The sequence below is a fragment of the Gordonia sp. 11cp genome, from assembly GCF_057767225.1.
This window is the reverse complement of record NZ_CM173437.1, coordinates 837,913-852,299: the sequence shown is the minus strand read 5'-3', so window position 1 is coordinate 852,299 and position 14,387 is coordinate 837,913. Positions and strand designations below refer to the sequence as shown.

Annotated in this window: 12 protein-coding genes; 4 read left to right on the top strand and 8 right to left on the bottom strand. The window is 66.4% G+C overall.

Annotated elements, in window-relative coordinates; genetic code table 11:
• The first annotated feature begins 64 nt into the window (after nucleotides 1-64).
• On the top strand, nucleotides 65-1,333 hold the full coding sequence (locus AC3B6C_RS03560) for an ABC transporter substrate-binding protein (protein WP_488374965.1): 1,269 nt from the start codon (nucleotides 65-67) through the stop codon (nucleotides 1,331-1,333).
• Between the two features lie 173 nt (nucleotides 1,334-1,506).
• Complete coding sequence (locus AC3B6C_RS03555) at nucleotides 1,507-2,379, top strand: acyl-CoA thioesterase (protein ID WP_488374963.1); 873 nt, start codon at nucleotides 1,507-1,509, stop codon at nucleotides 2,377-2,379.
• A gap of 81 nt (nucleotides 2,380-2,460) precedes the next feature.
• Here AC3B6C_RS03555 and AC3B6C_RS03550 read toward each other — a convergent pair whose 3' ends face one another.
• On the bottom strand, nucleotides 2,461-4,545 hold the full coding sequence (locus tag AC3B6C_RS03550) for a hypothetical protein (RefSeq protein WP_488374962.1): 2,085 nt from the start codon (nucleotides 4,543-4,545) through the stop codon (nucleotides 2,461-2,463).
• A 160-nt stretch (nucleotides 4,546-4,705) separates the two neighbouring features.
• Between AC3B6C_RS03550 and AC3B6C_RS03545 the strand changes: the two genes are divergently transcribed.
• The gene (locus tag AC3B6C_RS03545; RefSeq protein ID WP_488374961.1) at nucleotides 4,706-5,278 is read left to right on the top strand and encodes a TetR/AcrR family transcriptional regulator; all 573 of its coding nucleotides are present in this window, start codon (nucleotides 4,706-4,708) and stop codon (nucleotides 5,276-5,278) included.
• 125 nt (nucleotides 5,279-5,403) lie between these two features.
• Here the strand turns inward: AC3B6C_RS03545 and AC3B6C_RS03540 are convergent, their stop codons facing one another.
• From AC3B6C_RS03540 to AC3B6C_RS03525, 4 genes are all read right to left on the bottom strand, one after another.
• Nucleotides 5,404-6,552, bottom strand: a complete 1,149-nt coding sequence (locus AC3B6C_RS03540) for an acyl-CoA dehydrogenase family protein (RefSeq protein WP_488374960.1) — start codon at nucleotides 6,550-6,552, stop codon at nucleotides 5,404-5,406.
• Nucleotides 6,553-6,604: 52 nt separating this feature from the next.
• The gene (locus AC3B6C_RS03535) at nucleotides 6,605-7,675 is read right to left on the bottom strand and encodes an acyl-CoA dehydrogenase family protein (protein ID WP_488374959.1); all 1,071 of its coding nucleotides are present in this window, start codon (nucleotides 7,673-7,675) and stop codon (nucleotides 6,605-6,607) included.
• Nucleotides 7,672-8,838, bottom strand: coding sequence for an acyl-CoA dehydrogenase family protein (locus AC3B6C_RS03530; RefSeq protein ID WP_488374958.1), 1,167 nt, complete (start codon nucleotides 8,836-8,838; stop codon nucleotides 7,672-7,674). The genes AC3B6C_RS03535 and AC3B6C_RS03530 overlap by 4 nt, the downstream gene beginning before the upstream one ends.
• A gap of 182 nt (nucleotides 8,839-9,020) precedes the next feature.
• Nucleotides 9,021-10,229 carry an amidohydrolase family protein gene (locus AC3B6C_RS03525; protein ID WP_488374957.1) on the bottom strand — a complete coding sequence of 403 codons (1,209 nt, stop codon included), beginning with the start codon at nucleotides 10,227-10,229 and terminating at the stop codon, nucleotides 9,021-9,023.
• A 201-nt stretch (nucleotides 10,230-10,430) separates the two neighbouring features.
• On the opposite strand from AC3B6C_RS03525, the gene AC3B6C_RS03520 reads away from it, so the two are divergent.
• On the top strand, nucleotides 10,431-11,018 hold the full coding sequence (locus AC3B6C_RS03520; protein ID WP_488374954.1) for a TetR family transcriptional regulator: 588 nt from the start codon (nucleotides 10,431-10,433) through the stop codon (nucleotides 11,016-11,018).
• A gap of 22 nt (nucleotides 11,019-11,040) precedes the next feature.
• On the opposite strand, the gene AC3B6C_RS03515 is transcribed toward AC3B6C_RS03520, so the two are convergent.
• From AC3B6C_RS03515 to AC3B6C_RS03505, 3 genes are read right to left on the bottom strand one after another with little or no spacing between them, the layout of a single operon-like run.
• Complete coding sequence (locus tag AC3B6C_RS03515; protein ID WP_488374953.1) at nucleotides 11,041-11,979, bottom strand: NmrA/HSCARG family protein; 939 nt, start codon at nucleotides 11,977-11,979, stop codon at nucleotides 11,041-11,043.
• 23 nt (nucleotides 11,980-12,002) lie between these two features.
• A complete protein-coding gene (locus AC3B6C_RS03510) occupies nucleotides 12,003-13,475 on the bottom strand; it encodes a class I adenylate-forming enzyme family protein (RefSeq protein ID WP_488374952.1) in 1,473 nt (490 codons plus the stop codon).
• Nucleotides 13,472-14,365 (bottom strand): enoyl-CoA hydratase, encoded by an 894-nt coding sequence (locus AC3B6C_RS03505; protein WP_488374951.1) that lies wholly within the window; start codon nucleotides 14,363-14,365, stop codon nucleotides 13,472-13,474. The genes AC3B6C_RS03510 and AC3B6C_RS03505 overlap by 4 nt, the downstream gene beginning before the upstream one ends.
• Between the last annotated feature and the right edge of the window lie 22 nt (nucleotides 14,366-14,387).

Genomic DNA, 14,387 nt, shown 5'->3' with positions numbered 1-14,387 from the left:
CGACGGGCACTCACACCACTGCGCAACCCACGACGGGAATCGTAGGGAAATCAAGGAGGATGGAATGAGAACTCGCTCGCTACAACGGAGATTGGTTGCTGTCGCGTCGTTGTCTGCGGTCGCGGTCCTCGGGATCGCCGGTTGCACATCGACCGACGAGCCGGCAGGGGGGTCGTCGGCGACAGTCGACGAATCGGTTCTGGGTACGCCGAACAAGGCCACCGGGACCCCGGTCACGATCGGTTTCATCAGCGAGGGCAAGGCCGCCGCGTACGACAACACCGAGGAGATCCGGTCCGCTCAAGTGGCGGCGAGCTACATCAACGACTATCTGGGTGGGATCAACGGCCATCCGGTGAACCTGAAGGTGTGTGAGGCGCAGGGCAATCCGGCGACGGCGACCGATTGCGCCAACCAGATGGTCAGCGCAGGCGTGCCGGCCGTGATCGAGGGCGCCCTGGGTACGGTCGATCAGACCGTCGACGTGCTGACCAAAGCGAACGTGCCGATGGTCCTGCACTTCACCTCATCGCCCAAGACGCTGCAGACGCCCGGTGTCTTCGGGCTCATGAACGGAACGGCCTCGATCTTCGGAACCCCCGCGGCGCTGGCGAAGGAGAACAACATCACGCAGGCCGCGATCGTGTCCATCGACGTGCCGGCGGCCGTCGCGGGTGCCAACCAACTGGGGAAGCTGACCTTCGGGAACGCGGGTGCGAAGGCGGAGGTCGTCGCGATCCCGCCGGGCACCCCGGACCCCACCCCGCAGATCACAGCGGCCAACAAGAACAAGCCCGGCCTGTATTCGGTGTTGGGTACGCCGGACTTCTGCACGCCGGTGTTCAAGTCCATTCGCTCCGTCGCGCCGGATGCTGAGATCGTGGCGATCGACCGTTGTGTCCAGCCAGGAGCGGGTGAGTCGATCCCGGGCGGTTACGAGGGCATCAAGGTCGGCACCACGTCGAACCTCGATCCGTCCACCGAGGACGTCAAACTGCTGACAGCCGCACTGGCCAAGTACTCCGACAGCACCGAGGTGACTTCCAACACCGGATATGGCTGGGCCCCGGTTCTGGCATTCGCGCGTGCGATGAACGCGGCGAAGGTCACCGATCTCACCCCTCAGACGGTGGCCGCGGGGATGAAGTCCGCACCCGCGCAGGAGTACCCGCTCACCAACGGGATCATGTTCCAGTGCAACGGCAAGGCCTTCCCGCTGTCGCCGAACGTCTGCAGTTCCGCGGGCATCGTGGCGACCGCCGACGAGAACGGGGACCTCTCGGACTACCAGATCGTCGATGATCCCAGTCTGTTCGTCCCGCCGAGTCGCTGACGAATTCGAGTGACTGACGGATTCGAGTGAGGGGACGTCGGGCCCGGGGGACGCTTCGGTGTCACCCGGGCCCGACCTCGGTTTCGACCGCCCGGGCAGGCGGATGGCCGTGCAGCGCCTAATCAGATAAACAATTAGGTTATATTGTGGGGGATCGAGCCGAGGAGTGGACATTGACGCAAACCCTGACCGACCTCACGGATCTGCTTCGAGCCGACCAGATCGACGAGTCGACGTTCGAGGCATGGCCCATGCGGTACGAGTTGCCGCGCGTGTTCGGGGGACAGGTCGCGGGGCTCGCGGTGGCCATCGCCTCGAGGACCGTGGACCGGGGTGCCGAGGTGCATTCTCTCCAGTGCCAGTTCCTCCGCGCGGGGCGCGCCGACGAGTCGATCAGATTCGTCGTCCGGCGAACCCGTGACGGCCGCTCGTTCGCCAATCGCGACGTGGACGCGTATCAGTCGGACAAGCTGATCTTCAGCGCCCGATTGTCGTTCCATCGCCCGGAGGACGGGTATGAGCACCAGATGCCCGCGCCGGTTGCTCCCGGGCCGGAGGGCTTGCCCTCCGTTGTCGACCTCTACCACGCCGAACCGGGGAACTGGCCGCCGTTCTACCTCGAGTGGGGGCCGTTGGACATCCGCGTGGTGCCACAGGATCAGGTGACCGCCACCGCGACGACGAGTGGACTCGGCTCTCGTGTGCAGACGTGGATGCGGGCCATGGGGGATCTCGGTCCCGAACAGTCCACGCACAGCGCGCTACTCGCCTGTGTGGCCGACCTTTTCATCCTCTCCGCCTCGGTGCTGCCGCATGGGATCCCCTCGTCCCACGCCGGCATCCAGATGGCCTCGCTGGACCACTGCGTATGGTTCCATCGGCCGGTCCGTCTGGATGACTGGCTGCTCTACGATCATCTGTCGCCGACTGCAAGCGGTGGGCGCGGTAGCTGTCGGGGCGAGTTCTACGACAGGCAGGGCCGGCACGTCGCCTCGGTGGTACAGGAAGGGCTCATCCGTCGGGTGGGGCCGACACCCACCGCCTGACGATCGACGCGGCACATGAGCGCGACAAGGCCGGAGCCCTGTCGCGCTCATGTCAGAGACGCCGATCCCGCACTGGTCCGCTCAGTGCTCGCGGTCCAGGTTGATCATGGGGTTGGCGGGTGCGGGCTGGTTGCGTCGGAGTAGCCAACCTCCGACTGTGAGCGCCACGCCGACTGCCAGCCACGCGAACACCACCCACAGATTCGACCAGACGGCCGCGCCGTCGAAGTACGCCAAGCGCTTGAGACCTTCGAACCCGTTCGACGTCGGCAGCACGGGATGCACTGCACGATAGAACGCCGGGGCCATGTCCATCCCCACCGCGATCCCGGATGCTGACACCCCGAGGAATATGAGGACGAGCAGGCTGACGAGCAGCATTCCGGGGCCGATCAGATACGAGCCGCCCAGCTGGATCAGCCCGCAGGTCACCGCGATCAGGAACAGTACTCCGGCGACCTGCCACTCGTTGGCGTGCAGAATGCCCAGCCACTGGTAGCTGATGAGCACCTGGGTGATCGCTGTGATCGCGGAGATCGTGAACACGGCGGCGACATGCCATCTGCGTCGCAGCGCACCCCCGAGCAGGAATGCCACCACGGCGCTGAGGAATCCGCCGAGTATCGCCCCGAGTCCGATGAACAGGACGCCGGAACCGAGCGCATCGCTGTGCGGCAACGGTGCGATGTCATCGATCTTCAGTTGCCGCCCGTTCTGCGCTGCCACCTCCGTGAAAGTGCGTGTCACCACCTGGGTGCTCTGGGCGTTGCCGGCGGATGCGACCGTGAGCTCTCCGGACTCGGGATCGTAGATGCCGCGAATGTCGAGCCGGCGCAGTTCGTCCTGGGCCGCCTCGGCATCCGGTACGTAACTGAACTCGAAGGAGTCGCCGGAGACCGCTTGGATGCCGGCCACCGACTTCTCGCCCGCGGCCGCGTCTTCGGCCACCACGGCCACTCGCATGTCGTGCGGGGTGGGGTTGTGGAACAGGCCGATGAACAGCAGCGGTAACGCGGTGACGAGGAACAGGGGCAGGACGCCGCCGCCGATGAGCTGTTTGCGGCGTGCCATCTGGGCAGGCGACGCGGTGTGGTTGTCGCCGAAGTAGTGACGGAGTCCCCGCTGATGGCGAGTGCCCGCGTCCGGATCGTCCGTGTGGCGAAGCGCGGCCAGACCGATCATCGCCGCGCCGACCAGCACCCAGAGCGCGAGTGTCGACACCGTCGCCCCGAGTCCGGAGTCGGGGAAGTAGACGACCCTACGCATACCGTCGAGTAGGGCGGGAGTCGGGAGAATGCGGCTGAGGGTGCCGAAGAAGCCGGGCACCATCTCGGCGGGAACGGCAGCTCCCGACGCCGGGATTCCCAACAGCACCATGATGGCGATCGTCGGTACCACGGCCGCGGGGCCGATGAGCCTGAGTGCGCCCAGATGGAAACAACCCACCGTCAGAACCCCTGCGTACAGCAGCAATCCGACCTTGACGAAGCCCTGATCGAATGTCCCGTAGAACGAGTACGCGATGAACAGTGGGATCACCGCCAGCGCGACCCCGATCGTTGCGAGAAGGAGCAATTCGACGCGCAGGCTGAGCGTCCCGACGGCCATCCTGAGCACTGTGGTCAGCGTGAACCCGCCTAGGATCGCGGCGATGCCGACGAACAGCACGGTATTGGCCAACCGATCGTCGCTCGTCGGCGGTACGACGTCGATGACGTTGGGCGGTGCGCCCGGATTCTGGGATGTGGCAACCTCTTTCAGGAATCCCTCTGCGGCGGTGCTCGCGATGAGCCCGCCGGCCGAGGCGACGTAGACGTTGTTGGTCGCGGGGTCCCATGCGCCCCGGATCTCCAGCCGGTCGATGGCGTCATGGGCCGCGGCGGGGTCGCGCACCGTCGACACCGCGAACGCTCCGTCGGACCGGGCGCTGAGTGCGCCGGCCATCTGCTGTGACTGGGCGGACTCGCCGATCACGGCGACCTTCATGTCGTTCGGGGACGGCGAGTGCAGGCCCCAGCTGTAGAGCAATGGCATCAACAGCATCATGAACAGCGGGAACACCATCGCGCCGAGAAAGAGCTTCTTCGATCCGGAAGAGGAGGCGGGCGGGTCGGTTGTCGGCGGCGCGTCGTCACCTGACCGCACGGCTTCGGTCGTATTCGTCATTGCAACCTCGAATGAGTTCGTCAGAGCTGTCGAAAAGGATTCAGGGACAGACCCGTCCGGTGGACCGACGTCGCCCTGCCAACCCGCGGATCGCAGGCTGTCTGATGACCGACGATAACAGGATTTCGTAGACAGGTGTAATCGAACTAGAGTGACGTGTATGACAAGCCGATCCAAGAGTTCCGATCCGCGGGCCGAGCGCGTGAGGCAGCTCATGAAGACCGCCGCATGGGAGCTGGTGCAGGAGCGTTCCATCGACACCATCTCGGTGAGCGACATCGTTCGGCGTGCGGAAACCAGCCGCCAGGCGTTCTATCAGCACTTCGCCGATCGTGACGACGCGGTCGTCGCGGCGATCGTCGACGACCTCGATGCCCGGGTGCTTCCCGGTGATCCTCCTCGACAACAGATCGAAAGCCTCATGCGCTTTGTGGGCGAGAACACCGTGGGTTACCGAAACATCCACCCCAGCATCGCATCTCAGCGATGCGGAACCGAGCTCAGGCAGCGTATGCGCCGTCCTTCCGAAGCGGTGGTCGACGAGCTCGCCGGGACGAACGAGGGGCTGACGGACACCGATCGGGCAGCGCTGACGACATTCCTGCTCGGGGGCTTCATGGAGATCGCGCTGGAGTGGCTGACGTCGACGACCGGGCCGTCCCCGGAGGCCAGTGCTGCCGACCTGCTGACCGCTCTGGGGCGGTTGCTGGCCCCTCCACCGAGTCCGAAGTGATTCGTGGGTCCGGGTCGACGGCCGCGGCGCGCAAACGCCGGTGAAAACGAGTCAGCCCTCGCGTGGGTACGCGAGGGCTGACGTCGACACCGGTTCACGGCCGGCGAGCCGGTGTCACACGATGCTCAGAATCCGAGCTTGCGGCCGATGAGGTCGAGCATGATCTCGTTGGTGCCGCCGTAGATGCGCTGGACGCGCGCATCGCGCCAGAGGCGCGCGATCTCGTACTCGTTCATGTAGCCGTATCCGCCGTGCAGCTGCAGGCAGCGATCCATGATCTTCCACTGTGTCTCGGTGGCCCACCACTTGGCGCCGGCGGCCTCTTCGGCGGTGAGTTCTCCCGAGTTGACGCCGAGGATGCACTGGTCGATGTAGGTCTGCATGACATCGATCTCGACGGTCATCTGGGCCAGAGCGTGCCGGTTCACCTGGAACGAACCGATCTCCTGGCCGAATGCCTTGCGCTCGTGGGCATAAGTGCTCGACAGCTCGACCGCGCGCCGTGCCTGAGCGGCCGCGTGGATGGCGATCCCCAGGCGTTCGGCGGGCAGGTTGCCCATCAGGTGGTAGAAGCCGCGGTTCTCCTCACCCAACAGGTTCTCGACCGGTACCCGGACACTGTCGAAGAACAGCTCCGCCGTGTCGGCGGCCTTCTGCCCGATCTTGTCGAGTTTGCGACCCCGGGTGAAACCCTCCATGCCGGTCTCGACGACGATGAGGCTGATTCCCTTGTGTGGCTTGTCGGCGTCCGGGTTGGTCCGGCAGACGACGACGACGAGGTCGGCGAGGAGCCCGTTCGAGATGAACGTCTTGGCGCCGTCGATGATGAAGTGGTCACCGTCGCGCCGTGCCGTGGTCTTGACGTTCGCCAGGTCCGACCCTGCGCCGGGCTCCGACATGGCGATCGCCGTGATGTATTCGCCCGTGACGTATTTGGGCAGCCACCGCTTCTTCTGCTCCTCGGTGGTGAGGTCGCGGAAGTATCCGGAGAGGATGTCGTTCTGCACGCCGAGGCCGATGCCCACCGAGCCGGTGGCGTGGTACTCCTCGTTCAGGATGGCGTTGAACCGGAAATCCTGGATGTCGGCGCCACCGTACTCCTCGGGCATCTCCCACCCGATCAGACCCAGTTTGCCTGCCTCGAGCCAGACATCTCGGTCGACGTGACCCTGCTCTTCCCACCTCTCGGTGTGCGGCACACACGCGGTCTGGAAGAACGAGCGTGCGGTCGCCCGGAACTCGTCGTGCTCCGGTTCGAAGATCTTTCTTTTCATCTGTGTACTCCTTCTGACGTGCTGACGATCCGAGGTAGCGGGTGTGGGCGGGTCATCGTCGAACGACGAACTCCCACAGCGTGTCCCCCGATTCGAGTGCGCGGCGACCCAGCTCCTTCTCCCAGAAGAGGGGCAGACCGAAGTCCCGGTTCCAGGCCAGGGCCCGGGACGTGAAATGGCGGAGCTGGTGGTCGAGGGTGAACCCGATCGCTCCATGGGCTTGGTGGACGTCTCGGCTCACCGACGCCGCGGCATGGCCGGCCTGGATCTTGGCGACTGCCACCGCATCTCGCGCGATCGGCGAGTCGAAACCATGGGCCTCGACGACCGCGGTGGCATGGGCGGAAGCCGCTTTGGCGGTGGTCAACGCACCTGCCGACCGCGCGATGAGCTCCTGTACCGCCTGGAACTTCCCGATGGGGCGACCGAACTGTTGCCGCTGCGTCACGTGGGCGATCGCGAGGTCGAGGGAGCGCTCGAGTGCTCCGCAGATCTGTGCCGACCGTGCCCAGGCACCGCGGACGATGAACTCGTCCCGGACATCCGCCGAGTCGTCGAGGACGTTCACGGCGTCGGGCTGGAGAAGTAGTCGTCCCCCGTGCTGTCCCGCGAGATCGCCCGCCGGGATCACCGAGTCCTTGTCGACGGCGGCCAGTGCGATCATTCCCGGACCGGCGACGACCACGTGGTCGGCGATCCGCAACCAGGGAGTCGGATCGAGCGTGGCCGCGTCTGAGCTCGACGTCGAGACGATCGCCGCCGTCATCGGTCCCGTCGGTATGTCGGCGTCACACCGGGCCAGGAGCCAGGAGGCGAGCAGGTCGGTCTCCGCCAGGGGAGCAGGTAGCGCGTGGTATCCCGAGCGCTCCAGGACGACGGCGGAATCGGTGACGCGAGCCCCGCTGCCACCGGCCGATTCGGGTGTCGTGAGGAGCGTCAGTCCCGACTCGGACAGAAGGCGCCAGGTGTCGGATGAGTACGGCAGCACGAGGTCCGGGACATTGAGCAGGGGATCGGCGATGGAGCCGAACAGATCGTCCGCGAGTTCGCGGAGGGCCGCGAGCTCGTCGCTGCCGGACGGCGATGTCGTGGCGCCCGTCATGGTGGTCCCAGAGGAAGTCATCGAAGTCCCAATCCCCGCGCGATCACGCCGCGCAGAATCTCACTTGTTCCGCCCCGCAGCGTGAATCCGGGTGCGTGGAGCAGGCCCTCGGCCAGGAGCCGGGGCAACAGATCCGGTGACTCTGGATCCGGGAAGACATCGGGGAGCAGCTGGGCGCATTCGGTGACGACCCGCTGCTCATAGGCGGTGCCGATCTCTTTCACCACCGCCGCGCTGAGGTCGGCCTTCTCGTCGTTGGAGAGTGCGCGGGCCACGGACCCGGAGAGCAGGCGGAGCGACGTCAGGTCGGCCACGATCCGGCCGAGGGCCGCCAGCGCGACGTCGTCGACCTCGACCTCGGGACGGGCGAGGTGTTCGGCGGTGGCATCGACCAGCGGCTGTGGCGACAGGATGCGCTCGGGACCGCTGCGCTCGAATCCGAGTTCGGCACCGACCTGCCGCCATCCTGCACCGGCTTCACCGACGACCATCTCGTCCGGGACGAAGACGCGATCGAGCACGACCTCGTTGAAATGGTGCTGGCCGGTGAGGAGTTTGATCGGCCGGATCTCGATTCCCGGGGAATCGAGAGGAATGAGGAACTGACTCAGACCCTCGTGCCGGTGCGCCGTGTCGAGGTCGGCCGTGCGGGCGAGGACGAAGAATGCCTCGCTGTGATGCGCGCCCGACGTCCACACCTTGGTACCGGTGACGACCCACCCGCCATCGGCGCGCACGCCACGGGTCCGCACCGCGGCCAGGTCCGAGCCGGCCTCCGGTTCACTCATCCCGATGGCGAAATAGCACTCGCCGGCGACGATTCTCGACAGGTATCGGTCGCGCTGCGTCGCGTTTCCGTGGCGGACCAGTGCGGGCGCGACCTGACGGTCGGACACCCAGTGTGCGGCCACCGGGGCCCCGTGGGCGAGCAGCTCCTCGGTGACGACGAAGCGCTCGATGTGCGAGCGGCCGTGCCCACCGAATTCCTCGGGGACGGTCATCCCCAGCCAACCGCGCTCGGCGAGCCGGCGGCTGAAACCCGGGTCCCACGACGAGATCCAGGAGTCGACGCGTGGTTCCCATCCGTGGGTCGCGCGGTCCGACCGGACGAAGTCCCGTACCGCGGCACGGAGTTCCTCGGTGTCCGACGGGAGCGGTGTGACTTCGGGGACGAGTCCGATCATGGCCGTGCGACCTCTCGATGATTGCTGTAACTCTGACGACGGGATTCGCCATCCATTAAATCATATAACTATATAGCCCAAGCTGGGCGAGAACGATCTCCGAGAGCCAGGAGATACGACGCCGGCGGCGCCCGACGGTGATCTCACCGACGAGCGCCGCTGGGTGGGTGTGCTCGCCGGGTCTAGGTGCCGTTGATGAGGTTCAACCCGTTCTCACGCAGGAAGAGCCGGCGCTTCTCGTCGCCGAGCCCCTCGACGCGGGTGAAGAAGTCGGCGGGCTCGCGCAGACCCTCGGCATGTGGCCAGTCCGAGCCCATGACCAGGCACTCGGTGGTGCCGAGCTTCTCGACCATGCCGATGGTGTCGTCCTCGGGGTAGGGCACCACGCGGATGTGCTTCTTGAACACGGCGCTCGGACGCTCGCTGAGCTGGCCGCCGAGCCAGCGGCCGTTTCGGGCCATGCCGCGGCTCTTGTCCATGTGACGGATGAAGTGAGGCACCCACTCGGCACCGAACTCGCTGACCAGGATCTTGATGTTCGGGAAGCGGCCGAACAGATTGTCGAAGATCAGGGCCGACAACGTGTCGGTGATGGGGCGTTCACCGTAGGTGTTCTGCCACTGCCACGCGGAGAACTGGAACGGCGGCACCAGGCCCCAGCCCCAGTGCGAGGCGACGTTGGCCTGGTAGTGGAACTCCGAGATGTGGTACGTGACAACGGCCTTGGCCTCGTTGATACGAGCCCAGAACGGGTCGAAGTACGGGTCACCGGGGGAGCGTCCGTATGCGGGTCCGGCCGGCAGCATGATGAAGCGGGCGCCGGCGTCGAGGACGCGGTCGAGCTCGGCGCAGGCGCGGTCGAGGTCGCGCAGGGACAGCATGGCCGGAGCGTAGATGGTGTCCTTGTACGCGAAGCCCCAGTCCTCGTCGATCCAGCGATTGAACGATTCGAGGTTGTCGTACAGCGGATCGATGCCGTCGAGGTAGGCCTCGGCGAGCAGGCCCCATCCACCGGGGTACATGATCGCCTTCTCGATCTGCTGTTCCCGGAGCTGGACGAGCCGCTTGTCCTTGTTCAGGTATTCCGGCTGGATCGGCTCGTAGAACCGCTCGGCGTCGGTGGCGTTGCCCGAGGCGCGCTGCTTGAGCATCTCGACGAGAGATCCCGGCACGTATGCCTGGTCGAGGTCGGCCTCGAGTGCGGTGACGATCCGGTCGTTGGCCAGCAGGACCTTGCGGTCGTAACCGGGTGCCTCGATCGGCCGGACGGCGGTGTGCAGCTTGTTCTTCGGCATGAAACGCGTGAACGCGTCGGGCGCTTCGTAGGAATGTTGGTCGAAGTCGGTCATCAGGTACGGGAGAGTTCCCACTGAGTTCTCGATGAGCGCCATGATTCACCTCCGGGTGCTGGGCTGGATGGGCGGCCGAGCTGACGACTCGGCCGTACGTGAGTTAGAGTATCAAACTGAGACTGAGTCGCACAATGTTTGGTTTGACGGCGCCGACCGGCGCTACCCTCGGGAGCATCGTTGCTATCGTCGGCGCGGCAAGAACGCAGCGGCTCTGCGGCCGGCGGAACAGGAGACAAGAACATGGCGTCGTTGCGTGAGCGAAATCGGACCAGGACTCGGCGCGACATCGAGACGGCCGCCCTCGAGCTCTTCGAGCGACAGGGTTACGACAACACCAACGTCGACGAGATCGCGGCGCAGGCGGGTATCTCGCGGGCCACGTTCTTCCGCTATTACCCCTCCAAAGAAGAGGTGTTGTTTACCAACGAGTCCGACGCGGTGCAGGAGCTGGTCTCGCATGTCGCCGGCCGCGATGATCGAGCGCGGTCCCTCGCTGCGCTCGCCGCGCCGATAGCGCTGTTCGGCTCCGGGCTGCTCGACGACGACTCCTCGGAGGGGCAACGCCTGACTCGGCTCGTGATGACCACGCGGGAGCTCGAGTCCCGCAGCATGCGGATGCGTCGTCGCTGGGAGCGTGCTCTCGCCCGGCAGCTCGCCGGCGAACGAGAACGGACCGCTCCCGAGCGCTCCGATGTGTTGCTGGGAAACCTCGCGGTCGGATGTCTCGCGGCAGCACTCTGGGAGTGGCAGGCGACCGCGGTTGCAGCCGACATCGGGCAGATCATCCACGCCGCCTTCGACGACGCCATCGCACTGTCGCGTCCGTGAGTCGCTGCGGAGTCCGGCCCTTTCAGTTGGTCGGAACCGCGAACCGCAGCGCGTGATCGCGCGCCCAGTCCTCGAAGCGCTGCAGGTCCGGCCCGAGTTCCCGTGCCTGCGTGAGGTCGACCCGATAACCCTCGACCGATGCCCACAGTTGGCTCTCGGCAACGCCGCGGTGTGTGCCCGCGGCCATCGTGTCCTCGAGCGAGAGGTGCTGGGCGGTGATGGTCGAACCGGTGACTCCGGAGATGGTTGCCGCGACCTCGGACATGGTGAGCGACTCCGCGGCGAGGTCCAGTTCACGACGGTCATAGCGGCCCGACGTGTCGTCGAAGGCGGCGGCGGCGACCCGCCCGATGTCGGCGGCGGCGATGAGGTCCAGGCGGGTGCCCGGGTCGAGTGCCGTGGTGATGAGGCCCGAGCGCATCCGGGGAAACATCGAGTCGACCTTCGGCGGAATGAAGTTGTCCATCATGAACGCGGGCTTGAGAATCGTCCAGCGTTCGACTGAACTCGACCGGACCGCATCGTTCGCCGCGGCCTTGCCCAACCAGTAACCCGGCCACCACCGCTCCTCCGCCCAGCCGACGAAGCTCTCGTGGTCGCCGGCCCGCGCGACCGAGGAATGCACGATCGTCCGGACGCCGGAGTCGACCGAGGTGCGGACCAGTAGGTCGGCGGCGCGACGTTCGCTGTCCAGATCTGTGGGACGCGGGGGCATCTGCATGGAGAAGACGCCCTCGGCGCCCGTCACCGCGGCTCGGATCGACGCCTGATCATCGAAGGTGCCTGGTCGCAGGTCGACGCCTCGGGCGGCCAAGGCGGTCGCGGACGGCGAGGCCGGGTCACGGACCAGAGCTCGCACGGTATGGCCGGCCCGAAGCAGCGCGTCGACGACCGCTCCGCCCTGAGCGCCGGTGGCGCCGACGACCAAGATCGCCTGGGAGCGCACTGTGTCGATATCCAAAGTCGTCCTTCTTGCCGGCGGCGTCACCGCGTGGGACGCAGGGCGGATCTGCGGACCTTTCCGCCGGTGGTTCGCGGGATGGCGTCCACCACGACGAGCTCTCGTGGCAGCTTGTATGTTGCGAGGCGCCCGGCCAATTCGCGCCGAACGAGGTCGAGGGTGACCGTCTGCCGCGCGGCGTCGGGTGACGCCGCGACCACGAAGGCAACCGGGATCTCACCGTATCGGTCGTCGCGCCTGCCGATGACCGCAACGTCCACGATGCCGGGAAGGCGAAGGAGTTCCTCCTCGACCTCGGTGGGTGCGACCTGGAACCCGGAGACCTTGATCATGTCTTTCAACCGGTCGGTGATCCAGAGGCGTCCGCGCGCGTCGATTCGGCCCGCGTCGCCGGTACGGAACCAGCCGTCGGCGGTGAAGGACTCGTCGTGTGCAGCCGGGTCCGCGCCGGCGTATCCGCGTGCGACGCTCACACCGCGGACCTCGATCTCGTCGTCGGTGCCGAGGCGTACCTCGGTGCCCGCGGCGGGGAACCCCGGCGAATCGGTCCGCCAGTCCTGCGGCTGGTCAACAGGATTGAAGGCGACGCCCATCGCCTCGGTCATGCCGTACGAGCACAGGAAGCGTTTCCCGGTCTTCGCGGTGATGGTGGATGCGAGGTCGGCCGGCAGTGCGCTGCCGCCCCAGATGAAGTACCGCAGTGCGGGGAAGTCGGCGGCCCCGATGTCCGGCAACGCGGCGAGATGATGCGCCACCGCGCCGGCAAGCGGCCAGATCGTGACGCCGTCGGAGCGGACGTGATCCAGGCACGTGGCGAGGTCGAAGCGTTCGAACAGGGTCACCTCGGCACCGGCGGCCACCGCCGCACCCATCATCGTGGTACCGAAGATGTGACAGAGCGGGAGGCTGAGTTGCAACCGGTCCTCGGCGGTCACGCCCAGGTGGGTGACCATCTGCGCCACCCCGCCGGAGAGGCTGCCGCGTGTGTGGACGACGCCTTTGGGCCGGCCGGTCGTCCCCGACGAGAAGGGTATGAAGGCCTCGGCGTCTGACGGGAAGGGGCCTGTGTCGCCGGCGATCTGTGATCGGTGCTCCAGTGTCCCTGTGCCCCGGCCGATCTCGTCGAAGGTCAGTTCGGTCGGCAGCATTCGCGCGGATGTCCCATGACGGTCACTACGGATGGCGGCTGTCGCCTGGACCGCGTCGAAGGCGGCATCCAGTTCGGGCGCGGTCCAGTACGGGTTCGGCGTGGCGAACACCGCGCCGACCCGTGCCAGTGCGAACTGGGCGACGACGTACTCCGGACTGTTCTCACCGAGGAGAGCGGTACGCGTGCCCGGGGTGACGCCCGCCGCCCGTAGGTGGTCCGCCGCACTCTGCACCGCCGCATCGAGCTCGCGATACGTCCACACCCGGTCGGCGAAGCGCAGCGCCACCCGCTCGGGCCACAACGCGGCGGCACGAGCGGGAAGCAAGGCGTACGGAAGGACCCTCACGGTCGGTGTGGGTTGGCGGTACGCAGTGGACCTGCGTTTCGCCAGTCCTCGATGTCCGGCCCGGGTTTGGCCGCGGGGAACTTGTCGTCGTGCAGCGCCGTCCAGTGCGCGTGTCCCAACTGGTGCAGCGCAAAGCTCTTCTGGAGTGACTCGGTGAATCCCATCGCATCCACTGCCCCGTTGACCGAGTCCTTGATCAGCAACCGGGCCATCGCCGGACGGTCGGCGATCCGTGCGGCGAACTCCACGGTCTTCTCGGCGAGCTCATCGCCGGAGAAGATCTTGGACACCATGCCCAGCCGAACGCCTTCCTCGGCATCGATCGCATCGCCGGTGAGAAGTAGTTCTTTCGCCTTGCGCGGACCGAATTCGAAGGGATGCGCGAAGTACTCGACACCCGGCATGCCCAGGCGCGTCGCCACCACATCGGCGAACAGGGTGTCCTCGGCAGCGACGATCAGATCGCACGACCACATGAGCATCAGGCCTGCCGAGATGACCTTCCCGTGGACCTGCGCGATGGTGATCTTCCGCAGTTCGCGCCACCGGCGTGTGCAGTCGTAGTAGTAGTGCCACTCCTGCAACATCCGGCGTTCGACATGTGAACTCGCGGTTCCACCGTTGATCCGGAAGGTCGGATGCTGATCGGGCCCCGGCAGTTCCTCGCGCGCCGCCACTTCCGAGCCCATGTCGTGGCCGGCGGAGAAGCTCGGTCCGTTGCCGGCGAGGATGATCACACTGACCGAATCATCGGCCTCGGCCTCGCGGAATGCGGCATCGAGTTCGACGAGCATGCCGCGGTTCTGCGCGTTCCTGGCCTCTGGCCGGTTCAGACTGATGCGGGCGATGTCACCGCGGCCAACCTTCTCGTAGGTGACGAAGTCACTCACCGCGTGCCCTCTCGGCGTTGCG